Raw genomic sequence first — 23,293 nt, 5'->3', positions numbered from 1 at the left:
GATCAGCGTCCAAAACGCACGCTGTAGCTGACACCTGCAGTGCCGCCGGACTTGCCGGTTCCGCCTTGCGGCGCCGACTGGTAGCCGAAGGTCACTGCCAATTCGTCATCCCCTATCACCTCGGTGCCGATACCGGTACTGATGGCGTAGTTGATGGTGTTGTCGGTCCACTGCCAGCCGGAGCTGACGTCCACCAGCCAGGTGTACTGCCCGCGGGTGCGGTTCAGCGCGCCCGGGAAGCCGCGGCGCCAGGCACTGCCGAAGAACAGCTGGCCATAGCGTTTCTGCAGCAGGGTCTGGCTGTTGATCTGATTCGGGTCGTCGAGCTGGATGCCGGCCAGATCGATGCCTCCACCCAGGGTATTGGCCAGGTTGGGCAGCGCCCGGTTGTTCAGGCTGTTCTGCTGGTAGTCGATGCCGCTGCGCAGTTCCCAGTTCGGTCCTTCGAACTGCAGGGTGTGGTCGAATTCGATCTTCAATGCCTGGCCGCTGCCCAGGTCATCGCCGCCGCGGGTCGAGAACCAGCGCTGGGCCAGGTTCCAGGACAGCTGGTCGCGGGCCGAATAGCGATGCCGACCGCCGACCCACAGATCGTCCTGCTGGCCAAAGGCACGCATCAGTCCGCTGTCTTCGTTCTTGCGGTGCCAGTCGGCGCCCAGGTCCAGTTCGTTGCCGCTGTCCACCTGCCAGCTACGACTGATGCCCAGGCCGTTGCGGTCATCATCCTTGCGCAGGCTGCTGTCGAAGATCAGCTTGTAGTTGCCGTTCTCCAGCTGGCGCTGCAGGGTCAGCTCGGTATTGGTTTCGTCGCCCAGGCGCGCGGTATCCAGGGTGTCGCCGCTGTAGCGGCCCTGTTCCAGCACCAGCTTGGCGTACCAGTTGTCGTTGAGGTAACGCGCAGCGGTCAGCCGCGGGCCGTTGAACACCAGGCCGCCGTAATCCTGACGCTGCCAGGCCAGTTGCACGCCTTGGGGCGTGCGCTCGGTCATCTCGATGGCCTGACGCCGCAGTTGCTCACGCAGGGTCGCCGGCTGGTCCTCCCCCAGCGCCGACAGGCCGCTGGCCAAGGCTTCACCGCCGCGCCCGAGGCTGTTCAGGGCTTCGACCTGCTGCGCCGGATCCAGGCTGCCGCCGGCCACCAGACGTTCCAGGGCCTGGCGATTGCTGCCGCGCAAGGCTTCCTGGATCTGTTCGTAGCTGCTGATCTTCAGGCCCCGGCTGCGGGCCCAGGCCAGCCACTCGTCCTTCTGCGCCGACTGATTGAGGTCATCCAGGCGCGCGAGGAATTGATCGAACCACAGCTGCAGCATCGGCTTGGAACCGTCCTGCCATTGCATGGCCTGGTTCTGTGCCTTGCGCGACGAGTAGCTGCTGGCCAGCAAGCGCAGCCAGGTGGCATAGCCCTGAGGCGTGGCGCGGATCTGCTCCGCGCTCACCTGGCGATCGAGCTTGAGCCGCAGGCGCTGGGCCGAGTCGGCATAACCCGCGCTCTCCAGGGCGTCGGCGTAGGCGGCCTGGACCATCCAATCCTGCGGGTTGCCCTGCAGGTACAGGCGATACCAGGCCAGGGCCTCGGTATTGCGCCCCACCAGCTGGCTGCCGGCGGCGAATGGCAGCCACAAGGTGCTGTCGCTGCGGGCCAGGGCGCGCCATTGCTGCAACAGCGGCTTGATCTCGGCGCTGCGGCCCAGGTCGACATACAGCCACAACAGGCGTTCGCGGAAAGTGTTGTCATCCGGGAAGCGCTTCAAGCCCAGGCGATACAGGCGCAACGCCTCTTCGCTGTTGCCCTGTTGCACCGCCAGGGCGCCGCGAGCGGCCAGCACCTGGGACTGCTCGGAGGCGTCCGGGTACTGCTCGGCTTCCTTGAGCAGATCGACCACCAGCGGCCAGTCCTGAAGTTCCTGAGCCAGTTGCAGGGCGGCCACCAGGCGCTGGGGATTGTGTCCCTGGCGCCAGCTGTCGACGGTCAGCTGCAGGGCCTTGCGCGGATCGCGGGTGCGGTACAGGGCAATCAGCTGACTCTCGTCACCGCTGTTGAGCGAGCCCTTGATCGCCAGCATTTTCTCCAGTGCCAGCTGTAGCTCGTCGTCCAACTCCAGGTCCCAGGCCAGGGAGGCACGGGCCTGCCAGTAGTTGAGGTCGTCGATCTTGTTGCCATCCACCGCGGTGATCACCTTCCACGCCGACTGGCTGTCAAACAGCTTGAGGTAGTTGTTGGCCCAGTCCACCCGCTCGGTGCTGGTCAGCGGATAAGCCTTGGCGAAATTCTTCCAGACCGCCAGGCGTTCCGGGTATTGCTCGGTGTTTTCCAGGTTCTGCAACAGGCGCACCCAGGCCAGCCGGTGCTTGGGGTACTTGGCGACATAGCGGCGCAGCCATTTTTCCGCCTGCTCGGGGGTGCCGCGGGATTCTTCGGCGTACACCAGGGCATCGAGCTCGACATTGTTCAGGGCCCGAGTGTCCATGATCCCGGCCAGCAGCGGGATGCCGCGGTCGAAGTCGTAGGTCTGCATGGCCAGGCGCCAGGTGTGTTCGAACTGCGCCGGGTCGTGACGCAGCTTGTTCAGGCTGATCCAGTAGCCCAGCGCCGAGGCCGAATCGCCCTGCCACTCTGCGAGATGGGCCAGTTGCTCCAGCAGTGCCGGATCGTCCGGGCGCAGCTCCAGCAGTTGCACGCCCACTGCATGGGCGCCGTTCAGGTCGCCGAAGGCCAGGCGCTGCTTGAACTCCTTGGCCAGCACTTGCGGGCTGTCGGGCTGCAACTTGCGCCAGGCGCTGAAGAACTGCTCGGCCAGGTCCGCACGATTGTGGGCAATCGCCACATCGACGCCCTGGTCCAACAGCCCGGCATCGAATTCGGCTTGCGGCTGCGCCGCCAGCTCACGGGCCAGCAGCTCGGCGGCCTGGTCGCCACGATCCGCCGCCACCAGTGCGGTGAAGGCTTGCTGCAGGAGCTGGCGACGCACTTCGGCGGTCTGGCTTGCATCGAGCAGCTGCAGATAAAGGTCGGCGGCGCGCCCGGGCTGTTCGCTGGCCTGGTACCACCGCGCCGCCTCGGGCAGCCAGTGCTGACCCTGCTGGGGATCGCGACGTGCCAGCTCGGCGTAGGCATCCGCCGCCAGCCCCGGAGCCTGGGCCGCCAGGGCCAGGGTGGCCAGGCGCTCCAGCTGCGGGCTGGGCAAGGAACGGTAATCGAAGGCCTTGAAGCGTTCGGCCAGGGCCTGCAGCGCGGCGCTGTCGGTGCTGTTGTTCAGGGCCAGAGCATCGAGCTGCAAACGATAGTAGGCCTTGAGCGCCGGGTCGGGTTGCGGCCACTCGGCCAGGTGTTTCTCGGCCTTGGGGTAGTCGCCCAGCTGAATCAGCAGATCCAGCAGCTGGGTGCGCAACTCGCTGTTGTCCGGGTGGGCGGCCAGCAGCACTTCGGCGTAGCTGGCGGACACCTCGTCCGGTTGGCCACCCTTGGGCCGGAAGGCGTCTTCGTTGCGATAGGTCGCCCACAGCAGCACGCCGACGGCAATCGCCACCAGCAGCAAGGCCCAGGGATTGAGCAGCCGCGCCCGCGGGGCCTTGTCAGTTGCAGAAGAGTTGGCCATCACTCACCTGCTTGAAAGGAAGCTGGAAATGCCACAGGCCCTGTTCGGACTTGCCGGCGTAACGTTGGCCCTGGATCTCGACCCGACAGGCGCTGGCCGACCGCACCGCGAACTCCAGGTTGAACTGGCCAGCAAAGGCGAACGTCACCTGTCGGTCATTCACATAACGCCAGTCGCGCAAGGGAATGTTCGCCAGCTCCAGGGCCGGACGCGGATCACGCTCGGGACGCAGGGCCAGCAACGGCTGATCGCTGCTCAGGGCCACATAGCGCCCCTGGGGCAGATCACGGACCCCGGCCACGCCTCGGGAGCGGCCCAGATCCGGCCAGCCGAGCACAGGATCCAGACGCAGGGTGCGCAAGCCATCCAGGCCGCGCACCTGCCAATCGCCTTCGGCGGTACGGGCCAGGCTGGCCTGGTACAGACCGTGGACCCGGTCCAGGTAGTCGCTCATCCACAAGGACAGTGGCTGCTGGCCGCGCATGAACTGGTAGATCTCGGTCATGGCCTTGATCGAGGCCTGCTTGGTGCCCGAATAGAAGTGGTAGTACAGGTGAATGCCGCGCAGACGTCGCGGGCTGTCGGTCAGCTCGAAGGTGTCAATCACATCGCGGAAACCGTAGTACGGGCCCTTCCAGAGGTTGGTGTACATGTTCTCGTTGATCACCGGCGCGTAGTACTGCAGGCCGCCTTCGGTGGGACGCAGCAAGGGATAGAGGCCGGTCAGCGACGAGTTGGCCTTGGTCAGGATGGTCTGCCCGCCGTTGACGTTTTTCAGCCCGGCGGCGTAGGCCATCTTGATGGTGTCGGCGCTGGGCAGCGCGTCCCCCGGCCAGAAGATCAGCTTCACCGGCTTCTGGGCGGTGGTCAGGCGGCTATTGATGTAGTCCCGCGAGCCGTAGATCTCGCGCTTGTAGTCCAGGGTCTTGTACCCCGGGATGTTGAGGCGCAGGCCGTATTCGGCGTGGAAGTCCTCGTCCTTTTTGGCCTTGTCCGGCTGCATGTAGAACGGGTGGCTGTAGGTGTGGGTGGCCACCTCGACCTTGGGATCGGCAAAGATCTCCCGGGCAATCGGCTCCAGTTCCGGGGCGAGGAACGGCGACATGCCCTTGGGCCCGATCTCCCCTTCGATGATCGACACCGAGGTCAGGTACGGGTTGGGCCGAATGTAGTCGTCCAGTACCTGGCGCCCGGAATACGGCGTGCCGCGCACTTCGGCATGGGACGGAAAGCCGTCGCCGTCGATGTGCACCGTGGCGATCCGCCGGCCGTTTTCGGTGGTGGTGTCCGGACGCGGTTGCGCCGGCAGGCGCAGGGCTTTCTGGATAAAGGCGAAGGGGTCGAGCATCCAGCGGCTGCGCTCGGCATTGGCCTCCACCACATAGGGGGCCAGGGCCATGCCGCCCCAGGCGCCGGTGACCACCGGGGCATATTTGCCGCCCTTGTCGTCCCCCAGCAGCAAGGCCGGTTTCGGCCCGTCGGGCAACAGCGTGACCCGGGTCAGTTCACGGGTGCGCGCCACCACTGGAGCTTCAAAGGCGCCGATCAGGCTCTTGTCCTGGCTCAGCACCTGCAGCGCACCGCGGGCGCCCGGCGCCGCCAGGCCCAGCCCTAGGCGCTTGAGCAGTGCGCGGTCTTCGATCGGCAGGCCGGCCATGATCGCCAGCGGCACCTGTTCATCCAGGCGCCGGCCGATCCATTGGCTGAACGCGCGGCTGTCCTGGGGCGGGCCGCTGGTCATCCACAGCACCACCCCGGCGTACAGCCCGGCGAAGCTGTAGGACGGCAGGCTGTCGTCGGCCGGCAGGTAGTCCACCCGGTAGCCCAGGTATTCCAACAGGCCGCCGAGCATCCGATGCCCGGCGTGATCGTAGAGTTCGCCTTCACGCGGGTCATAAAGCATGGCGATGCGCCGCGGCTGCACTTCCACGGTGCTCAGGCCGATGGCGTTGAGGTCCGGGGTGGTGACCACCGGGATAAAGCCTTCCTGGCTCAGTTGGCGCGCCAGCTTGCGTGCTTCTTCGCGGCGGTTGGGCGGCAAGTAGTCGATGGCCACCAAGGGCATGTTTTTCGCCCGCAGGGGCTTGAGTTCACCTTCGAGCCAGTTGCGATCGGACTCGGAAACCGGCCGATAACGCTTGGCCGCGGCATCCCAGCCGGCATGGATCGATTCGACGGCCACCGCCGCGGCCACGCCGTCCAGTTCCCCCAGCACCTCGAAGCCACGGTTGAAGAACAGCTTGAGGTTGGGCAGACGGCTGTGCAGCTCCCGCAGGAACGACGCCAGGGCCTGGCGCTGTGCCTCGCGCTGGGCTTCAGGGAGCAACTGGAAACTGTCCAGGGTATCGAGGAACAGGCCGGCATAACCCTGGTCCTGCAAGGCCTTGGCGCGCTTGAACAGATGTTCGCGCCAGGCCGGGGTGGCGATATCCATCACCTGGCTGTCCCAGGCCTTGTTGCGGATGGCGCTGGCGCCCCGGGTCAGGGCCTGCTTGTCCAGCGCGGCGCGGTCGCCGTCGAACTCGCCCACCGACAGGTAGGCGAACGGCTGGCTGCCCAGCTTGCGCAAGGTGGCGACATCCGCGGTGCTCATATGACCGGGTTCGACCACTGCCCACTCGAACTGCGCCAGCTCCTCCAGTGGAGGTCGTTCGGCGTACCAGAAGCCGACGCTGGCAGGCGCCGCCGGCGCGGCCTGCACCAGCGAAGGGGTTGCACACAAGGCCAATGCGGTAAACAGGCGCCGAACCATGTTGAAGACACGCCCCCTGCGAAACTCGATGTCCATAACTCACTCTTCAGTAGATCAATCGGCACACCCTCAGGCTGTCGAGCCTCCGGCCAGCCGGAGCGCTCAAGGCCGGGAAGCTAGAGACTGCGGTACAGCTGCGCCAGGCCCTCCCCGAGGCTGGTCGGTGTCCCCAGATCGAAGCGCTCGCGCAAACGCCGGTTGTCGGCCTTGGAATGGCGGATATCACCGGATCGCGCTGCGGCATGATTCACGTCCAGCGGTTGGCCGCTGATCTGTTGCAGGGTCGCGATCAGGTCGTTGAGGCTGGTCACGCCGCCCAGGCCGACGTTGGTGGCATCGATCGCGGGCGCAGGTTGCTCCAGGCCCTGGACCAGGATCTTCACCAGGTCGGCGACATAGACAAAATCCCGGGTCTGCCCGCCATCGCCGAACAGGGTGATCGGCCGCTGGCTCCTGGCCCGTTCGCTGAAGATGCTGATCACCCCGGAATACGGCGAAGAAGGATCCTGGCGCGGTCCGAAGATATTGAAAAAGCGCAGGATCACCGGCTCCAGGCCATGCTGGCGGCGGTAGAAATCCAGGTAGTACTCGCTGGCGAGCTTGTCCGCTGCGTAGGGCGTGAGGGGCGCCTTGGGCGTCTCTTCGCCAATCGCCGTGCCCTCGCCGTTATTGCCATACACCGCCGCGCTGGAAGCGAACACCACTCGGCGGATGCCCGCCGCGACCATGGCCTCGCAGACCCGCAGCGTGCCGATGAAATTGCTCTGATGGGTACGTACCGGGTCTTCGACCGAGGCCTGCACCGACGCCACCGCCGCCAGGTGCACCACCGCGCTGCAGCCGCTCATTGCGCTGGTCAGGAGCGTGGCATCGGCGACATCGCCGACCGTCAGTTGCAGGCCGTGATGGCTCATCGGCAGGTTGCTGGTCTTGCCGGTGGACAGATCATCCAGAACATGAACGGCATAGCCTTTGGCCAACAACGCATCGACCAGGTGGGAACCAATGAAACCGGCGCCACCCGTAACCAATATCCGTTCAGTAGACATAGATCATCCCAAGAAAAATATCGTCGCTACGCCGATTCAAGCTAGCACACCCGTTGAATGCGTCATGGCTAACAGCTGCCATGGGTGTCATTTATTGGGGGACTGTGGTGTTGCCAAGGCTCTAGCGCCTTGGCTCGAGCCGATCCGACGATGTTGGCGTCAAAAAAACATCAATAAAATCAACTGCTCAGGGGGCGCATACTGGGGTGAAAAAGCCATTACGTCAATAATACGTCTAAAGCTGATCGGATTTTAAAAACAGTGAGCTTTTAGCCAATATGTTGACGAATTGCCTCCGCAGCCGTTCCCGGCACCCGAGCGCAGGAACAATCTGCCTGCGACAGTCCGCCGCAGCAGCGGTCCCTGGTGCCGCGGTCCAGAGCTGCCGCCGTCACTGCGGCAGGCTCCAGGCCGCCACCGCGCCAGCAGGCCATCAGCTGCGTCAGCCTGTCGCAGGCAGGCCGCGTGGGCCCAGGCAAGACTTTCGCTCCAGCGCTGCGGAAAATGCCCTTCCTCCCGTCCCCATATGGGCTGGCGATAGCCCCGGGGGAAGTCCTGGCTGTCTGGAAGTTGCTTATGCTCATGCCTGTTCGTGTTGCTTTGCCTCGAGCAAAGACTGTGTGCGTCTCCCCTGCCCTCTGGCCACTGCTCAGTTGCGGTTTGCTTGCCCTGAACCCGTTGTCCGCCGCCCTGGCTGAAACGCCCAAGGTCGAGAACTCGACCCTGACCCTGGGCACCGTCACCGTCCAGGGCGCAGATGCCGAAGGCAGCGGCCCCTTGAGTACCCGCAGCGTGCTCAGTTCGGTGGACATCCTCGGCGGCGACATCCTGGAAAAGATGCCGGTCAACTACAGCTGGGAGCTGTTCAGCCGCGCGCCGGGGGTGATGCTCACCGAGTTCAACCAGGGCACGACGTCCGGCAAGATCTCCTTTCGCGGCTTCAACGGCGAGGGTGAGGTCAACGCGGTCAAGCTGCTGATCGACGGCATTCCGAGCAACAGCAACGACGGCAACATGCCGTTCATGGACATGATCTTCCCCATGGAGCTGGACAGCATCGAAGTGGTGCGCGGCACCAGCGATGCCCGCTACGGCCTGAACAACATCGCCGGCAATGTGAACATGCTCACCCGCAGCGGCGGCGACTACACCAAGGCGCGACTGCGCTACGGCAGTTTCAATACTCAGGAAACCCAGTTGGCCAAAGGCATCGAAGGCAGCAACTGGACGCAGAACTACTTCTTCGCCTACCAGAAGGCCGATGGCTATCGCGACCACGCCCAAGCGGACAAATTCTCCCTGTCCGGCAAATGGTTCTACACCCCGGACGACGGCAGCTACCGCCTCGGCCTGATCGCTCGGCACTACGAAACCGAGGCTCAGGAGCCGGGTTACCTGAGCCAGAGCGATGCCCGCCAGCACCCGACCATGAGCAACAGCTACAACGCCACGGACAAAGGCACGCGGCGCATGAACCAGCTAAGCCTGCATCTGGACACGGACCTGGCCGACACCCTGGCCTGGTCGGCCAAGACCTACGTCAACACCTTCGACGATCGGCGCTGGACCCAGTACTGGCGCACCAGCTCGCAACAGGAGCGCGACACCTACGAAACCCAGTACGGCGCCCTCAGTTCCCTGACCTGGCGCCCGCAGGTCAGCTGGCTCTATGCCTTTGCCCTGGAAGGCGGCGCGGATGTGCAACAGCAACAGAACCGCAGTGAGCGCTACCGCACCCTGAACCGCGCACGCCTGGCCCAGACCCGCGATCAGCAGTTCGATTTCGACACCTACGGCGCTTACCTGCAGGCCGAGATCAAGCCGTTCGAGTCGCTGAAGATCGTGCCGGCGTATCGCGTCGACAAGATCCAGGGCGACTTCACCAACCAGATGACCGGCCTGGACTACGACATCAACGACTATGGGCTGATCAAGCAACCCAAGCTCAGCGTGGTGTACTCGCCCTGGACCGTCGCCAGCCTGTACGCCAATTGGGGCCGCACCTTTCAGGTTGGCACCGGCGCGGCGGCCTACAAGATCCCGCCCCGCGACACCGACCTGGCGCCGTCGATCAACCAAGGCTGGGAAACCGGGATCAAGTTCACCCCGAGCGACTGGCTCGACGGCCGCGTCGCCTATTGGCGCCAGGACGCCAGCGGCGAAGTCAGCCGCCGGCTCAACGACCCCAGTGGCGAGTCGGACAACGTCGGCGAAACCCGGCGCTGGGGTTATGACCTGCAACTCAACCTGCACCCCGACCAACGTACCGACATGTGGCTGGCCTATTCCTGGCAGTACTCGAAAATCCTCAAGCCCAGCGCCACCCTGCCCAACAGCCAGGGCCAGGAAATCGATCACATTCCCCATCACCTGTACAACGCGGGGGTCAACTACCACCTGACCCCTGCCCTGCAACTGAGCGCCTGGATGAACGGCCAGACCCACTACTATCTGGAGCGGGAAAACACCAAAGGCACCTACGGCGGCTACGTGTTGATGAACCTGGGCGCTACCTACAGAATCAGCGAATCGGTAAGTGTCGATATGCAGTTGAAGAACCTCACCAACCGCTACTACGAGTACGTCTGGTACGACCCGGACGGCGCCAAGGCTTCGCTGCACTCGCCGGGCGACGGTCGCGCACTTTATACCGGTATCACCCTGGACTTCTGATCAACCAACCCGTCCGGGCGCCAGTCGTCCGGGTTGCCCCACGCATCTGTAGCCACCCCTGACAAGAGGCACTGCCCATGACCATCTACAGTTCGAAAAAAATTCTCACCACCCTGGCCCTGCTGGCCTCCCTGACCAGCGCCGGCTCGGCGTTCGCCCATGCCCATCTGAAGGATGAAACCCCGGCCGCCGACTCCACCGTCAGCGCGCCCAAGGAGTTGCGCCTGGTGTTTTCCGAAGGCGTCGAAGCCCAGTTCACCCAGGTCAAGATCAGCACCGCAGGCGCGGACGTGGCGATCAAGAGCATTGCCAACGCTGCGGGCGATCAGAAAACCCTGATCGTCACCCCGCAACAACCGCTGGCGCCCGGCGAGTACAAAGTGCAGTGGCACGCGGTGTCGGTGGACACCCACAAGAGTGATGGCACCTACGGTTTCAGCGTCGGCGATTGAGTCCGACCAAGCATGCCCAGCGGCTCAGCGATGCCCGTTGCAGGGGCATGTTCCGTGCTTGAGTGCCTGATCGTGCGAGTCGGCGCCTGCAAGGCCCGACTCGTGAAATCTGCAAAAGAGTGCCGGGTTCCTTCCGGAACACCGGCACTCAGTGACGTGATGTAACCCTGCCTAGAGAAAGCATCCCGCCGGCCGGCAATCTAGCACGCAGGCTTTGCCAGCCTGGCGTGCGACAACCTGCCACAGGTCGACTGCTCTCTTCAGGCGGATCCCCCAACTCAGCGCTGGCCGCCAAAGGCTGCGGCAGGCTGTCGCACTGGGGGCGTAAAAATCCCCTCCCTACACTGCTTCGATCGCGCAGCAGCGCGACAACCTGATGATAAGAACACGATGAGGACCATCATGAAGACGCTACTGGCTACCGCCTGCCTACTCGCATTCACCAGCGCCCACGCCGCCCAGGACCCGGAGGCGGTGTTCAATCGCGCCTGCACCGCCTGCCACAGCGGGCAGTTGCCCATGGCGCCGAAAAAGGGCGATCAGGAGGCCTGGAAACCGCGCCTGGCTCAAGGCACAGACGTATTGGTCAAGCACGTGACCGAAGGCTTCAATGCCATGCCGCCCCGTGGCTTGTGCATGGATTGCAGCGCCGAGGATTACCAAGCGGTGATCAGCTGGATGTCGAAGTAAGGCGCGCCCTGCACTGTTCTGCGGGCAGCCACCGCCGAGTCGCTTGAGCGAGCGCTGCCCGCAAATATCAGGCAGCGCTGCATCCATTTGCCGATGGGCGCCGTACATTCAGCACCCTCATCAGGAGGGCTGAATAATCGAGGAGCTGCATCATGCAAACGTTTACCAAACGCCTGGCCGCTGTCTGCTTCGCCGTATTCTCCGCCGCTGCCCCGCTCGGCACCTTCGCCGCCGATACGGTGATGGTCGGCGGCGCTGCGATGTACCCGAGCAAAACCATCGTGGAAAACGCGGTCAACTCCAAAGACCACACCACCCTGGTCACGGCGGTCAAGGCTGCGGGGCTGGTGGACACCCTCAACAGCAAAGGCCCGTTCACCGTGTTCGCCCCCACCAACGAGGCATTCGCCAAGTTGCCGGCCGGCACGGTGGAGACACTGGTCAAGCCTGAGCACAAGGCCGATCTGAGCAAGATCCTGACCTACCATGTGGTGGCCGGGACCCACACCGCCGCGCAACTGATGGCCGAGGCCAAGCAACATGGCGGTCAGGTCATGCTCAAGACCGTCCAGGGCGAGGCGCTGACCGTCAAACCCTATGAAGGCAAGCTCTGGGTCATCGATGCCAAGGGCGGCAAGTCAGCGATCAGCATCGCCGATGTCATGCAGTCCAATGGGGTGATTCACGTGGTGGACAGCGTGCTGCTGCCGCAGTAACCCAAGGTGCCCGGCAGACCTTGGGTCTGCCGGGCATCAGCCCTGGCCGGATACCTGTCTCAGGGAATCGGCAACCAGCGCCGAAAGCCCGCGCCGCCCTTGGCGCTCAACGGGCACCAGGCAAAATCCCAGGGCACCGGCGGGTAGTCCTCCGGCTCGCCATCGGCCTGCGGCACCAGACGCGGCGCCACCTTCCAGTCGAACACCCAGTCCGCCGACTCGCGCCAGGCCAGCACCAGCCCGCGAGCCTGACTGTCATCGGTGTTGATCCAGCGCGCCGCTGCGGCGCTCATGAACGCTTCGATGTGCTCGGCATTGATCTGCGCCCCGTAGCGCGAGCCCAGCAGCCAGCGGCACAGGCTCAGGTAATAGGTCCAGTTCAGCGGCGGATGGTTGCGGTAGGCCCAGGTCATGAAGCCGCGGAAGATGTTCAAGCCGTCCGGCGGATCCAGCTTGAGCAACCCCGGGCAGACATCGAACAAGGTGTGCCAGTACGGCAGCAGGCGCGCATCCAGGTGCACAAAGCTGCGAGCGTTGCTCGGGTAATCGGGAAACGGCAGCAGGAAGTCGCCGTGGTTGGGTCCCCGAGTGCTTTTGCTCAGTAGACGGCTGACACCAGAGGGGATCGCTAGTGCGCGCATGCCAGCCTCCGGCGACCCAGGTCCAGGTTGGCGGCAACGGGCCGTGGTGGCTGTCGCCAGCCGTGAATGATTCGAGCCATGTCGTGCTCCTTTCCATCTCAGCAATAACCATGAACACGTCCTCGGCCACCGGCCGTGGGGACGCGCGGATAACAACGGTCATGCATCAGCGTGGGGAGAAGCCCGGGGATTGATCGACGGCCAGCGCTCGCGAGGCGTCAGCGTCAACGGCCGGCCGCTCGGCAGGCGCGGAGCCAGGCCGAGGAAGACCGGCAAGACCGGAGAAGACGCCCCCAGCGGCGCAGCGCCGATCGACTGCGAGCAGCAGCAATGGGCCGAATCCCCAGGGACCGCGGAACTGGACGGTTCCTTGTCCTGGGACACGGCAATCTGCTGCACGCCGCCGGACGAACAGAAGCTGCCCGACAGCAGTTGCTCCAGGCTCAGGGTGCCCATGGCGCTGGCCATCGGCAGCGCCATGATCTTCAGCACAATCGCCAGGAACGCCGCTACCCAGGCGTTTTGATGGCTGGCATTGCGCATGCCGCACCAGACCATCAGCGGCGCACGCCCAGGCTAGGGAGCGAGCGTTGAAAATCGTTCATGCCACGCACTCGACATCATGAGAATCGAACGGCCCGCATCCAGCCACACAGCCGCGGCCGCGAATGGCAGCCAGAGACAGGAGGGATGCAGGCCTACCGGCGGTCAGCGACGAATGCGGCTGTCCGCTTGCGAGCTCAGATCAGTGGGGAGGCGCGAGGATTGGCCGAGGGCCAGCAATAGCGAGGGGGCGCCTTGCAGCGCGGTTCAAGCGCACGGCGTCGGACTTGGCCGATGCGCAGCAGCCAGCTCAGGCAGAACAGCAACACCAGGCTGAGGGTGGCGCCGGCACAGACCGGGCAGGAAAAACTGCCGGCCCAAGTGCTGGCGCTCTGGTCGCTGAAGTCGGCCTGCTGCACCGGGGCCTTGCTGCCCAGGGAGGAGCAGAACTGCCCGCCTATGCCGTTGAGGGCAAAGCCCATCATCTGGCCGTGCCCCAAACCGCAGGCGAACACATTGAACAGGACGCAGAAATACAGGGTCCAGGCAATGAGCGAGCGGTCGGGGCGGGACAATTTCATGGGGCGCGACTTTAACACCGAACCAGCCGACGGATGAAGCGCGACTTGGGTCTGCTCAACCTGCCGCCCGGACAGCCCAGGCAGCAGGAGTCGGCCAATGTCACGCGACGGGCAACGAGGACGCAGTGCCCGCCTTCAGAGCAGTTCAACCTCAAAGTCAATATTGAATAAGCGGGAGTCTGGATTCCCCCAAACGGTGATTGAGCATCCCGTTTGGGGGCTGGGAGAACTCACTCCAGGGGCCATGACTGATAAGACGTTTCTTAAAAGGCCGCCGCCAATACGCCCTTGCCTACCGCGTTAATCCTTTCTTAACACTGCCGCGATGAAGTTCGCGGGTCATTACGTTGGTGAAGGGCGCGGGTGTACCCCCCCCTTAAAACCCCCGCATGCCGTACTCGCCCCGCCACGACCCATGGCTGTATCGCCGGTCATTGCCCTGTTCCAGCGCCTGGCCCTGGTTCGTGACCGTTTGGGTGCTGACGCGCCAATGATTCCGGCAAGCCCACGAGGCTGCCCCTATCCCGCAATCAATCAGGTTGAGGCCTCTCAACCCTTTTCGCCGACGCAACTGGCTGGCAGTGCGTCCTGAAACCCAGACCGAGGAGTGTGCGAATGGTCCAACTGGACTTCTATGGAACCCTGGTGGCCGCGTCATTGGTGCTGTTGCTGGGACGGGGTCTTGTCACCCGGGTCGGTTTCCTGCGTGCCTACAACATCCCCGAGCCCGTGGCGGGTGGCCTGGGGGTGGCCGTGCTGCTTCTGCTGCTGCGGGGCCTGGCGGGCATGGAGGGTCGCATCGATACCTCGCTTCAGGCGCCTTTGATGCTGGCCTTCTTCGCCACCATCGGCCTCAGCGCAGACTTTGCCAGCCTGAAAAAGGGCGGACGCAAGCTGGCGATCTTCCTGCTGGTGGTGACCGCTTTTCTGCTGGTACAGAACGCCATGGGCATAGGCCTGGCCAAGGCGCTTGGGCTTGATCCGTTGCTGGGGCTGCTGGCAGGTTCGGTGACCCTGTCCGGCGGTCACGGCACGGGCGGCGCCTGGGGCGCGGTGTTCAAGGAGCAGTATGGGATGGCCTCGGCGCCGGAAATTGCCATGGCCTCGGCCACCTTCGGCCTGGTGCTGGGCGGTTTGATCGGCGGACCGGTCGCCCGCCTGCTGGTCAAGCGGGTGCAGACTCCGGGACTGGCCCAGGCCGAGCCGCGTCTGCCCAGGGGCTATGAGCAGCCGTACAAGGAGCGGCAGATCACCGCGTTGAGCTTCATCGAAACCCTGGCCCTGGTTGCCATCAGCCTGCAGGCCGGAAATTTTCTCAGTGGCTTGATCCAGGGCACGGCACTGGAATTGCCGACCTTCGTCTGCGTGCTGTTCGTCGGGGTGGTGTTGCGCAATGGCCTGTCGGCGCTGGGCTGGCACCAGGTCTTCGATCAGGAAGTGTCGCTGCTGGGCAATGTCAGTCTGTCGCTGTTCCTGGCGATCGCCTTGATGTCGCTGCGCCTGTGGGACCTGGCCACCCTGGCCCTGCCGATCCTGATTCTGCTGGCCGTGCAGACCCTGGTGATGGCGCTGTTTGCAATCTTCGTCACCTTCCGCGTCATGGGGCGCAACTACGACGCGGCGGTTCTGGCGGCCGGCCATTGCGGCTTCGGCCTCGGCGCGACCCCGACAGCCATCGCCAACATGCAGGCGGTGACCCAGCGCTACGGGCCCTCGCAGATGGCGTTTTTGGTGGTGCCGATGGTCGGTGCCTTCTTCATCGACATCAGCAACGCCATCGTGATCAAGCTGTACCTGGCGCTGCCCTGGCTTGGCGTGACCGCTTGACTGGGCCGTAGCCCGTCGCCCGTCGGTCCCACGGACCTGCGGGCGAATCCTGAGCCTTGCCACCAGGTAAAGCTGTACAACGCACCGCACGCGTACAACTAATCGCCCGGGTACGACTCCTCCCCCCCCATACAGGCACTGGCTCTGCGCCTCAGGCCTCGCCCCTTTGACTGGCGCCGACGCCGGCCCAGCAACAGGGTCATAACCGATACCAGAGCAAACAGCAGGCCTATCTCCCACATTGCACTCTCCTGCGCTCGGCGAAGCCGGCAGTGGCTCCAGCCGAAAAATTTTTAGCAGGTAATACTGCAAATAACCTGTACAAAATCAAATTTTATGTACAAATATTACCCATGGATTTTCACGCTGTGAGCAGGGATTCGGGCTCGCTGCCACGTTGATCGGTGGGTAAAACACAATGAGCAATACCTTGAACATGCAGTCCCTGGGTGCGGGCTACCGTGCACTGGTGATTGGCGCCAGCGGCGCCCTGGGTTCGGCCTTTTGCCAGTGGCTCGAAGAAGACCCGCACTGTGTGGGGGTACGCGCCCTGTCCCGCCGCACGCTTCCCGGGATCGACCTTGAACGGCCCGAAAGCATTGCCGCGGCCGCCGCCGAATTGGCGGGTGAGGCGCCCTACCAACTGATCGTGCATGCCGCCGGCCTGCTGCATCGCGCCGATATCAAGCCGGAAAAAACCTACGCCGCCCTTGAAGATCAAGCACTCAAGGCGGTGTTCCAGGTCAACGCCCTGGGCCCGGCCCTGGTCATGCGGCACTTTCTGCCCTTGCTGGCGCCCCAGGGTGCGATGGCGCTGCTGTCGGCCAAGGTCGGCAGCATCGGCGACAACCGCCTGGGCGGCTGGTACGCCTATCGCGCTTCCAAGGCCGCGCTGAACATGCTGGTCAAGACCGCGGCCATCGAGCTGGCGCGAACCCGGCCCGGCGCGCGCCTGCTCAGCCTGCATCCCGGCACGGTGGTGTCTGAGCTGTCGCAACCGTTCCGCGGCTCCGCGGCGGCGCGGCCGGCCAGCGTTGCGGCCCGGGAGTTGCTGGCACTGATCGACCGCCTGAGCGCCGCCGACAGCGGCCAGTTCTTCGCCTACGACGGCGAGCGTCTGCCATGGTAACTGCCGGCTTTGGCGGCCGACTGGGGCTGGTGCTGGGCGACCAGTTGTCGTTCGACCTGGAGGTGCTCAAGGTCCTGTACCCGGCCCGCGACACGCTGCTGATGGCCGAAGTTGACAGCGAGGCACGTTATGTCCGGCATCATCCACAGAAAATCCTGCTGATCTTCAGCGCCATGCGCCACTTTGCCGCGCGCCTGCGCGAGCAAGGCTGGCGGGTGATCTATGTCCAGTTGGACGACCCCGACAACAGCGGCAGCCTGCCCGGCGAGCTGCGACGCTGGCAGGCGGCACTCGGCGCAACGCAGCTGCATGTCACCGAATGCGGAGAATGGCGACTGGAACAGGCCCTGCGCGATGCTGGCCTGCCCCTGACCTTTCATGAGGACCGGCGCTTCCTGTGTTCCCGGGAAGCGTTCCGCCGTTGGGCGGCCGGGCGGACGTCGTTGCGCATGGAATACTTCTACCGCGAGATGCGCAAGCAAAGCGGCCTGCTGCTGGAACCCGACGGGCGCCCCTGCGGCGGCACCTGGAACCTCGATGCCGACAACCGCAAGGCCCTGCCCCGGGGCCTGCGCGGCCCCTTTGCAGCGCGCTTCGGCCAGGACGCCATCACCCGCGACGTGCTGCAGCTGGTGGGCCAGCGCTTCAGCGATCACTACGGTGACCTGGCAGGCTTCGACTATCCGGTGACCCACGAGCAGGCGCAGCAACTGTGGCAGCACTTCCTGGACTTTTCCCTGGCCGCCTTCGGCGATTACCAGGACGCCATGGCCGAGGGCGAGCCCTTTCTGTTTCACGCGCGGATCAGCGCCGCGCTGAATATCGGCCTGCTGGATGTGCGCCAGCTCTGCGCCGACGTCGAGCGCGCCTACCGCGAGAACCGGGTGGCGCTGAATGCCGCAGAGGGGTTCATCCGCCAACTGATCGGCTGGCGCGAATATGTCCGCGGGATCTACTGGCTGCGCATGCCGGAATACGCCGAGCTCAACGGCCTGGGCAATACCCGGGCCCTGCCGGAGTTCTACTGGAACGGCGCCACCGACATGCGCTGCATGGCCCAGGCCATCGGCCAGACCCTGGAGCTGGGCTATGCCCACCATATCCAGCGGTTGATGGTCACCGGCAATTTCGCCCTGTTGGCCGGCATCGCCCCCAAGGCCATCTGCGACTGGTACCTGGCGGTCTACCTGGATGCCTTCGATTGGGTCGAGCTGCCCAACACCCTGGGCATGGTGATGCACGCCGACGGCGGCTACCTGGGCTCCAAGCCCTACTGCGCCAGCGGCCGCTATATCCAGCGGATGTCCGACCACTGCGGCAACTGCCGTTACCGGGTGGACCAGGCCAGCGGCAGCGATGCCTGCCCGTTCAACGCCCTGTACTGGCATTTCCTGATCCGCCACCAGGAGCAGTTGGGCGGCAATCCGCGGCTGGCCCTCACCTACCGCAACCTGCAGCGCATGGACGCCCCACGCCGGGACGCCATCTGGCAACGGGGCGAGGAGTTGCTGGCGCGCCTGGACGCAGGAGAGAGTCTTTGAAGAAATCCGACTTGCCGCGCAAGGACTGCGCCGCCTGCGGCCGGCCCTTCACCTGGCGCAAACGCTGGGCCCGTTGCTGGGATGAAGTGCGCTGGTGTTCCGAACGCTGTCGGCGCAGCGCCCGCGCCAGCAAGCCATGAGTCCTGGGCTGGTTACAGGCAGTCTTGCGCGGCCTTTTCGAAATGCGACGGGGCAAAGCTGGAGGCCAGCAAATGCCGCTCATAGAGGAACACCTTGCCGCCGTTGGGGGCCTTGAAGGCTTCCAGTACGTTGTCCGCGGCCACCTTGCTGGTGACCACGATCCGGTAGCCGCGCTGCGACTGCGAAACAGTAGCGGTCTGGTCGCTGCTCTGCAGCTTGGGGATCACGCAATCGGCGTATTGGGCGGGTGTCTTGCGGGTCTGCATGACCAGGCTCGGATCGTTCGGCGCGGAGGCACAGCCGGCCAGCACCAGAGCGGCAGACGTCATGGCAAACAGGGGTAAAAGGCGCATCGGACAAATCCTGGAGTCAAGAACGCGGGTACAGGGCGCCACGGGTTGAATCTGGCGGGCGCTATCGATGGCGGCGATTTTCCACGGTTAGTGCATCCAGCAAAATAGCTGTTTTTTGATTGTCACTATTACTTGAACCAATAGTTGCCCTCCGGGCAGACTGCCCGGCAGTCCAACTACAACTAAAAGGGATTCTCGCGTGCGAACTTTTGACCTTATCCGTGATGCCGTCCTGCCCGAATTTCGCGACCGGGTGGCCGACTACCTGATCGAGTACGAAAGCGTGCTGGGCGACTCCGGCGCCGATCCACAACTGCAGCAGGCGGTGGCCTACCAGTTGCGCGGCTACCTGCGCGGCTTGAACACCACCCGGGTGCTGGGCATGGCCGACTGGGAAGAGCTGGACCGGCGGGTGCTGGCGACCTGGTTGAGCCCTGTGCAGGACGCCGCCGAAGCTGATTGAGCGCCGCTAGGCCGCCCCGTTCAGCCCTCAGCGCCCCGAGACATCCAGCACAAAGACCTTGATGTACGGCCGCTGCGGCTCGGGGACGCAGGCCTGGAGCAGGCTCAGCATCTGCTCCGCGCTCTGCGGCACCACGCCCCCGGGACCGGCGCGGACCTTGGCCCGCGGTCCATGCCAGAACACAGCGTAGATGCCGTGGCCACGGGCTCCGGGATCGGGGGTGTAGAGCGCAATCAACTGATCCTGAATCGCACTCCAGACGTCCTTGTGTGAACTGCGCTTGAGCTCGATCACCAGCTTGATGGGCCCGCTTTGCACCGCGATATCCACGCGTTTTTCATCGGCCATGTGCGCCTCGGGTTCGGCGGTGATGTGGCGTGCCTCCAGTCGCGGGCGCAGCAGGCTCAGCAGCACGTCACGGCAGCTTTCCTCCCATTTGGGCGTGCTGATCCGGCCCTTGACCTCGTTCCAGAAAAACTTGTGCACGTCGAGGTTGCCGCGCAGCAGGCCGGCGATTCCTTGCAACTCATCCAGCACCAGCGCCTGCATTTGCTCGATAGTGCCGGGCACGCCGTTGTTCAAGACCTGCGCCACCTGCGCCCAGCCATGCCGGATGTGCCGGGCGTCACGCCGCCGAGCGTCGTTGAGCAGCAGCGCGTGGTTCAGGTAGGGACGCCACGAGGCCAGTCGCGGATGACCTTGCAGGGTCTGCAGATGGCGTCGGGAGTCGTCACAGGTCTTGCTCGCCAGATAACTGATCAGGCCGGCCAGGAACTCATCGGCGTCCTCGGCCCCGGTGTTGCTGACGGCAAACCAATCGAATGCCAGCGGCTTGGCCGGGTATTGATCGGCGACCAGGCCGCAGAAACACACTGCCTGCTCGGCGGACAGATCCATGGGGCCGTCGAATCCGCGCACCAGCCCGGTCAGGTCGCGCAGGTACCAGACCACCTCATTGCGGGTGGCGGTATCGCTGGCTTGCAGCACCGGAGCGAACTGCTCCAGCGACAGCAACAGCCCCTGGGTGATGATGAAGGCCTGATGTTCCAGGCCTGCACCGCTGCTCAGCAGTTGACTGATGCAGGGGCCAAAGCGCTGCAGGTCGAGGTGAAGGCAGAACGGTCGGACCACATCGTACAAAGCTGTCTTGTCCAGCGACTCGGCGCTATTGAGGACCTTGAAGACCACATCGAGCTTGTCCGCCAAGGCAATCTGCCGGGTGGATTTCCATGACAGGCAACTGCGCTGCCTGAAACGGTCCGGCAGCAGTAGAAAGTGCAGGACGATGCAATCGATGTAGTCCGCATACTGCGCTTGGCGAAAGGCTGAGAACCAGGCCTGCCCGGCCAGAGTCTCCCGTTCGATACAGTCGAAGATCACGAACCCCAACAGAAAAGCGTCACAGATGAGCGGCGCCTCTGCGTCTTCCAGTTGCTGGCGCAGCGCTGCAACCGCGGCTTGATATTGCTCGGGGCACGGATAGCCGCTCTCCTGCGCCTCGGCCTGTGGCTCGTCCTCGCTGGGCGCCGATTCCTCAAGAAACCCGCAGCCCTCCAGCCCGGGATGGCTGGCGGCCCTGTCCAGCAGGCCCCAGGGCGTTTCCGGACGCAGCTGCAGCGCCTCGCGCAGACCATTGAACAGCCACGGATGCGGATCGACTACGCCGGCATTGATAAACGCCAGCCACTGAAACAGTCGGGGCTCGTCCAGCACGGCCACGGTGCCGAGATAACGCACCAGCAAGCACAGGACGAACCTGAGCACCTCGCCCCTGGCGCTTTCCTCAACGCTTTGCTGCCACAGCTCGACCATGCCATCCAGGCAAGCGCTCATCTCCGACTCGGCCACCACCTCATGCAAGCTCCAGCGCACCAGCGAAGGGTGGGCGGTACCAGGGGCATCGGCGCCCTGTCGGTACAGCTCCAGCAGCTGGCCATAGTGGATCTGGCCTGCCAGGCGGTGACTGAGGATGTAGCCACACAGGCTCCTGGCGTGCTTGTCGCCCACCAGGTCCGGATAAACCTGGCGCACCACCTGAGTTCCCTCCTCCCCCCAGCGCGATAAGGCGTGCGCGGCGTAGGCGCGCTCGTTCAGATGAGTGCCCGGAGCGGCCAGCAGTTGAGTCAACGGCAGCAACATCGCCGGTAGTGGCTGGCCGGCGCGTAACAGGTCCAAGAGCAGCATGCGCAGCTCGTGAGGCAGGTTCGGGTCGAACAACAGGCGTTGAAAACAGGGCTCCAGCCCCGGCTCGGTGAAGCCCGCAAGGTTCAATGCCGGAGCCTCCTGGCCACGAAACCAGGGATCGGCCAGCGCCAGCGTGGCCAGCGCCTGCAGCAACTGGATCTTGCTCTGCACGCTCAGCGAGGCAGCGTCGCCATAGACCAGGACTCCGTAAGGGTCCGCCTCGATGAACGGGCTGACCTGCGCCCCGAGAAATACCGCCAGCCAGGCATGCACGCCGCGCAGGTACGAGGCCGGCTTGCCCTCGACACAGAGCAACAGGCGAATTCTGCTTAACGGCAACCCGGCATGGAACTGCCCGGCGAGATAGCGCGCCGCCAGGTACTCGGCGCTGGCCTTGTGGCCGTAGTCGAACACCCCGGGTTCGCGGGTCGAGGTAAAGACCCGGCTGGCCAGGGCCGCACGCAGCGCAGCAGTGCCGAATGCATGCAACTTGCGCAGGGGCGGATAGCGTCGGTCGTCGCGCTCGTCAGTGCTGAAACCGTCGATATCAGCCAGCAGGCGCAAGGCGCACAACAGGCCTGCCGCCTCCAGCATCTGCTGTTCCGAGAGTTGCGCGTGGGGCTGGCGGTCATCACGGTGTGCGGCATTGAGCTCGTCCAGCAACAGCACGCTGGAACGCTCGAACAGTTCCCTGCGGGTCAGCGGCCAGTGATCCTGGGCAACCACCCGGGCCAGCATCAGCAAGGTCAGCGGGTTGCCGAGCATCTCTCCCAGGCCGCGCAGCCGCGCCTGCTGCAGAAAGTCCTTTGGCGTGCCGCCATGCTGCTCCAGGACCTGCTGCTGTTCCTCTTCACTGAGCGCCAGCAAGTGCAGCTCTTGCACCTGGCCCTTTCCCGGAAAGCAGCTGGACAACAGCTTCAGGTCGTTGAGCCCCGCCCAGTCGGCACTGCGACAGGCAATGCGCACCCGGCACGGCGGCAAGCGCCCGAGGTGGCGAATCAGGTCGTCGAAGGCGGGCCGGTCGCCATACTGCGCACGATGCTCATCCAGGGCGTCGATGAACAAGGTGCTGCCCTCGGCGATCAGCGCCGGATCGCGCAACAGGAAGCTGCGCAGCGACAGGGCCCGGCCGCCGGCCTGCTCGGCCCAGTGCTCGAACAGATGACTCTTGCCAGCTCCGGGATCGCCCAGCAGCACCAGGCAAGTCACGGACTCAAAGGTGGAAAACGCGCCAACGCTGCCATCAGCCGTCAACACCATGCGATCAGTCAAAGCCTGTTCCTTACCTGGATAAATGAATCGTCGAGCGCCGCACTGGCCAGCCTGCGGCGCGGCTGCAAAGAGTAGCGGCAAGTCGCGGCAATGTAACCCGAACAAGCGCACGGCCTGCAGCAGCGTCCCCACAGGCGGTGCTTTGGCGCAGACAAGGACGCAGGGCCGCCCCTATACTCCATGGCTTTTTGAACCCTTGGACACAAGAGCTCCCCATGACCCAGCCAGACCTCATCTTCACCCCCGACCCGGACGCCGACTCCATTTCCTCCGACGTTGCCGCGTTCAACGGCATCCTGGTTTCCACCCAGATCCCCACACGCGCCGACGGCAGCCTGGAACTGGGGGACATCACCCTGCAGAGCGAATGCACCCTGCAGGCGTTGAAAGTCGCTCTGGAGCGCGCCGGCAGTTCCATGGACCGGGTCATGCACCTGACCATCTACCTCACCGACATGGCCGATCGCGCCGCGTTCAACGAGGTCTACCAGCGTTTCTTCGCCAAGCCCTGGCCGGTGCGCGCCGCGGTGGGCGTGGCCGCCCTGGCAGTGGAAGGCATGCGCGTGGAAGTCACTGCGATGGCCGCCAAGGCCTGACGCCGCGGGTTTATTCGCGGCTGCGCGCAACGCGTGGCCGCCACCGGGCAGCACACGGGTGCCGGGCACGCGTTTCGCCGCTACAATGCGCGCC

General features: G+C 64.5%; 18 protein-coding genes. 10 read left to right on the top strand and 8 right to left on the bottom strand.

Translation table 11 applies throughout. The features are described 5' to 3' along the window. Positions 1 to 2: 2 nt before the first annotated feature. The 3 genes from DNK59_RS18485 to DNK59_RS18475 form a co-directional block, all read right to left on the bottom strand. The gene (locus DNK59_RS18485; protein WP_110725469.1) at positions 3 to 3,596 is read right to left on the bottom strand and encodes a tetratricopeptide repeat protein; all 3,594 of its coding nucleotides are present in this window, start codon (positions 3,594 to 3,596) and stop codon (positions 3 to 5) included. After that, positions 3,574 to 6,384 carry a bifunctional glycoside hydrolase 114/ polysaccharide deacetylase family protein gene (locus DNK59_RS18480; protein WP_110725468.1) on the bottom strand — a complete coding sequence of 937 codons (2,811 nt, stop codon included), beginning with the start codon at positions 6,382 to 6,384 and terminating at the stop codon, positions 3,574 to 3,576. The genes DNK59_RS18485 and DNK59_RS18480 overlap by 23 nt, the downstream gene beginning before the upstream one ends. An 80-nt stretch (positions 6,385 to 6,464) precedes the next feature. After that, on the bottom strand, positions 6,465 to 7,397 hold the full coding sequence (locus DNK59_RS18475) for an NAD-dependent epimerase/dehydratase family protein (protein WP_110725467.1): 933 nt from the start codon (positions 7,395 to 7,397) through the stop codon (positions 6,465 to 6,467). 582 nt (positions 7,398 to 7,979) lie between these two features. Here DNK59_RS18475 and DNK59_RS18470 point away from each other — a divergent pair. The 4 genes from DNK59_RS18470 to DNK59_RS18455 all read left to right on the top strand — a co-directional run bounded on the left by DNK59_RS18470 (position 7,980) and on the right by DNK59_RS18455 (position 11,928). Continuing rightward, positions 7,980 to 10,070, top strand: coding sequence for a TonB-dependent receptor (locus tag DNK59_RS18470; RefSeq protein ID WP_110725499.1), 2,091 nt, complete (start codon positions 7,980 to 7,982; stop codon positions 10,068 to 10,070). A 77-nt stretch (positions 10,071 to 10,147) separates the two neighbouring features. After that, entirely contained in the window at positions 10,148 to 10,522 is a 375-nt protein-coding gene (copC, locus tag DNK59_RS18465) for a copper homeostasis periplasmic binding protein CopC (RefSeq protein ID WP_110725466.1), read from the top strand. Positions 10,523 to 10,921: 399 nt separating this feature from the next. Then, positions 10,922 to 11,212 carry a cytochrome c5 family protein gene (locus tag DNK59_RS18460; protein WP_371920305.1) on the top strand — a complete coding sequence of 97 codons (291 nt, stop codon included), beginning with the start codon at positions 10,922 to 10,924 and terminating at the stop codon, positions 11,210 to 11,212. 152 nt (positions 11,213 to 11,364) lie between these two features. Beyond that, the gene (locus DNK59_RS18455; RefSeq protein WP_110725464.1) at positions 11,365 to 11,928 is read left to right on the top strand and encodes a fasciclin domain-containing protein; all 564 of its coding nucleotides are present in this window, start codon (positions 11,365 to 11,367) and stop codon (positions 11,926 to 11,928) included. A gap of 59 nt (positions 11,929 to 11,987) precedes the next feature. On the opposite strand, the gene DNK59_RS18450 is transcribed toward DNK59_RS18455, so the two are convergent. The 3 genes from DNK59_RS18450 to DNK59_RS18440 form a co-directional block, all read right to left on the bottom strand. Then, positions 11,988 to 12,569 (bottom strand): putative natural product biosynthesis protein, encoded by a 582-nt coding sequence (locus DNK59_RS18450; protein WP_110725463.1) that lies wholly within the window; start codon positions 12,567 to 12,569, stop codon positions 11,988 to 11,990. 159 nt (positions 12,570 to 12,728) lie between these two features. Continuing rightward, a complete protein-coding gene (locus tag DNK59_RS18445) occupies positions 12,729 to 13,112 on the bottom strand; it encodes a DUF2946 family protein (protein WP_256596450.1) in 384 nt (127 codons plus the stop codon). Positions 13,113 to 13,309: 197 nt separating this feature from the next. Beyond that, positions 13,310 to 13,693, bottom strand: a complete 384-nt coding sequence (locus tag DNK59_RS18440; RefSeq protein ID WP_110725461.1) for a DUF2946 domain-containing protein — start codon at positions 13,691 to 13,693, stop codon at positions 13,310 to 13,312. A gap of 615 nt (positions 13,694 to 14,308) precedes the next feature. On the opposite strand from DNK59_RS18440, the gene gltS reads away from it, so the two are divergent. The 4 genes from gltS to DNK59_RS18420 all read left to right on the top strand — a co-directional run bounded on the left by gltS (position 14,309) and on the right by DNK59_RS18420 (position 18,330). Beyond that, positions 14,309 to 15,520 (top strand): sodium/glutamate symporter, encoded by a 1,212-nt coding sequence (gltS, locus tag DNK59_RS18435; protein WP_110725460.1) that lies wholly within the window; start codon positions 14,309 to 14,311, stop codon positions 15,518 to 15,520. 418 nt (positions 15,521 to 15,938) lie between these two features. After that, entirely contained in the window at positions 15,939 to 16,649 is a 711-nt protein-coding gene (locus DNK59_RS18430) for an SDR family NAD(P)-dependent oxidoreductase (protein ID WP_110725459.1), read from the top strand. Beyond that, the gene (locus DNK59_RS18425; protein WP_110725458.1) at positions 16,643 to 18,190 is read left to right on the top strand and encodes a cryptochrome/photolyase family protein; all 1,548 of its coding nucleotides are present in this window, start codon (positions 16,643 to 16,645) and stop codon (positions 18,188 to 18,190) included. The genes DNK59_RS18430 and DNK59_RS18425 overlap by 7 nt, the downstream gene beginning before the upstream one ends. Next, positions 18,187 to 18,330, top strand: coding sequence for a DUF2256 domain-containing protein (locus DNK59_RS18420; RefSeq protein ID WP_016964061.1), 144 nt, complete (start codon positions 18,187 to 18,189; stop codon positions 18,328 to 18,330). Before DNK59_RS18425 ends, DNK59_RS18420 begins: the two co-directional genes overlap by 4 nt. A gap of 12 nt (positions 18,331 to 18,342) precedes the next feature. On the opposite strand, the gene DNK59_RS18415 is transcribed toward DNK59_RS18420, so the two are convergent. Further along, on the bottom strand, positions 18,343 to 18,684 hold the full coding sequence (locus DNK59_RS18415; RefSeq protein WP_110725457.1) for a hypothetical protein: 342 nt from the start codon (positions 18,682 to 18,684) through the stop codon (positions 18,343 to 18,345). A 199-nt stretch (positions 18,685 to 18,883) separates the two neighbouring features. On the opposite strand from DNK59_RS18415, the gene DNK59_RS18410 reads away from it, so the two are divergent. Further along, positions 18,884 to 19,147, top strand: a complete 264-nt coding sequence (locus tag DNK59_RS18410) for a hypothetical protein (RefSeq protein ID WP_110725456.1) — start codon at positions 18,884 to 18,886, stop codon at positions 19,145 to 19,147. Between the two features lie 27 nt (positions 19,148 to 19,174). Here DNK59_RS18410 and DNK59_RS18405 read toward each other — a convergent pair whose 3' ends face one another. Continuing rightward, the gene (locus DNK59_RS18405; protein ID WP_110725455.1) at positions 19,175 to 22,603 is read right to left on the bottom strand and encodes an NACHT domain-containing NTPase; all 3,429 of its coding nucleotides are present in this window, start codon (positions 22,601 to 22,603) and stop codon (positions 19,175 to 19,177) included. A gap of 215 nt (positions 22,604 to 22,818) precedes the next feature. Here DNK59_RS18405 and DNK59_RS18400 point away from each other — a divergent pair, with 215 nt between their 5' ends. Further along, a complete protein-coding gene (locus DNK59_RS18400) occupies positions 22,819 to 23,199 on the top strand; it encodes a RidA family protein (protein WP_060839208.1) in 381 nt (126 codons plus the stop codon). Positions 23,200 to 23,293: the final 94 nt, after the last annotated feature.

The sequence above is a fragment of the Pseudomonas sp. TKO26 genome (genome assembly GCF_003225665.1).
Lineage (GTDB): Bacteria > Pseudomonadota > Gammaproteobacteria > Pseudomonadales > Pseudomonadaceae > Aquipseudomonas > Aquipseudomonas saponiphila.
This window is presented reverse-complemented; position numbering and strand designations above follow the sequence as displayed.

Coding starts and splice junctions, on each gene's coding strand:
- DNK59_RS18400 (WP_060839208.1), top strand. CDS start 22,819: ATGACCCAGCCAGACCTCATCTTCACCCCCGACCCGGACGCCGACTCC.
- DNK59_RS18440 (WP_110725461.1), bottom strand. CDS start 13,693: ATGAAATTGTCCCGCCCCGACCGCTCGCTCATTGCCTGGACCCTGTAT.
- DNK59_RS18445 (WP_256596450.1), bottom strand. CDS start 13,112: ATGCGCAATGCCAGCCATCAAAACGCCTGGGTAGCGGCGTTCCTGGCG.
- DNK59_RS18425 (WP_110725458.1), top strand. CDS start 16,643: ATGGTAACTGCCGGCTTTGGCGGCCGACTGGGGCTGGTGCTGGGCGAC.
- DNK59_RS18415 (WP_110725457.1), bottom strand. CDS start 18,684: ATGCGCCTTTTACCCCTGTTTGCCATGACGTCTGCCGCTCTGGTGCTG.
- DNK59_RS18480 (WP_110725468.1), bottom strand. CDS start 6,384: ATGGACATCGAGTTTCGCAGGGGGCGTGTCTTCAACATGGTTCGGCGC.
- DNK59_RS18485 (WP_110725469.1), bottom strand. CDS start 3,596: ATGGCCAACTCTTCTGCAACTGACAAGGCCCCGCGGGCGCGGCTGCTC.
- DNK59_RS18450 (WP_110725463.1), bottom strand. CDS start 12,569: ATGCGCGCACTAGCGATCCCCTCTGGTGTCAGCCGTCTACTGAGCAAA.
- DNK59_RS18430 (WP_110725459.1), top strand. CDS start 15,939: ATGAGCAATACCTTGAACATGCAGTCCCTGGGTGCGGGCTACCGTGCA.
- copC (WP_110725466.1), top strand. CDS start 10,148: ATGACCATCTACAGTTCGAAAAAAATTCTCACCACCCTGGCCCTGCTG.
- DNK59_RS18455 (WP_110725464.1), top strand. CDS start 11,365: ATGCAAACGTTTACCAAACGCCTGGCCGCTGTCTGCTTCGCCGTATTC.
- DNK59_RS18470 (WP_110725499.1), top strand. CDS start 7,980: ATGCCTGTTCGTGTTGCTTTGCCTCGAGCAAAGACTGTGTGCGTCTCC.
- gltS (WP_110725460.1), top strand. CDS start 14,309: ATGGTCCAACTGGACTTCTATGGAACCCTGGTGGCCGCGTCATTGGTG.
- DNK59_RS18475 (WP_110725467.1), bottom strand. CDS start 7,397: ATGTCTACTGAACGGATATTGGTTACGGGTGGCGCCGGTTTCATTGGT.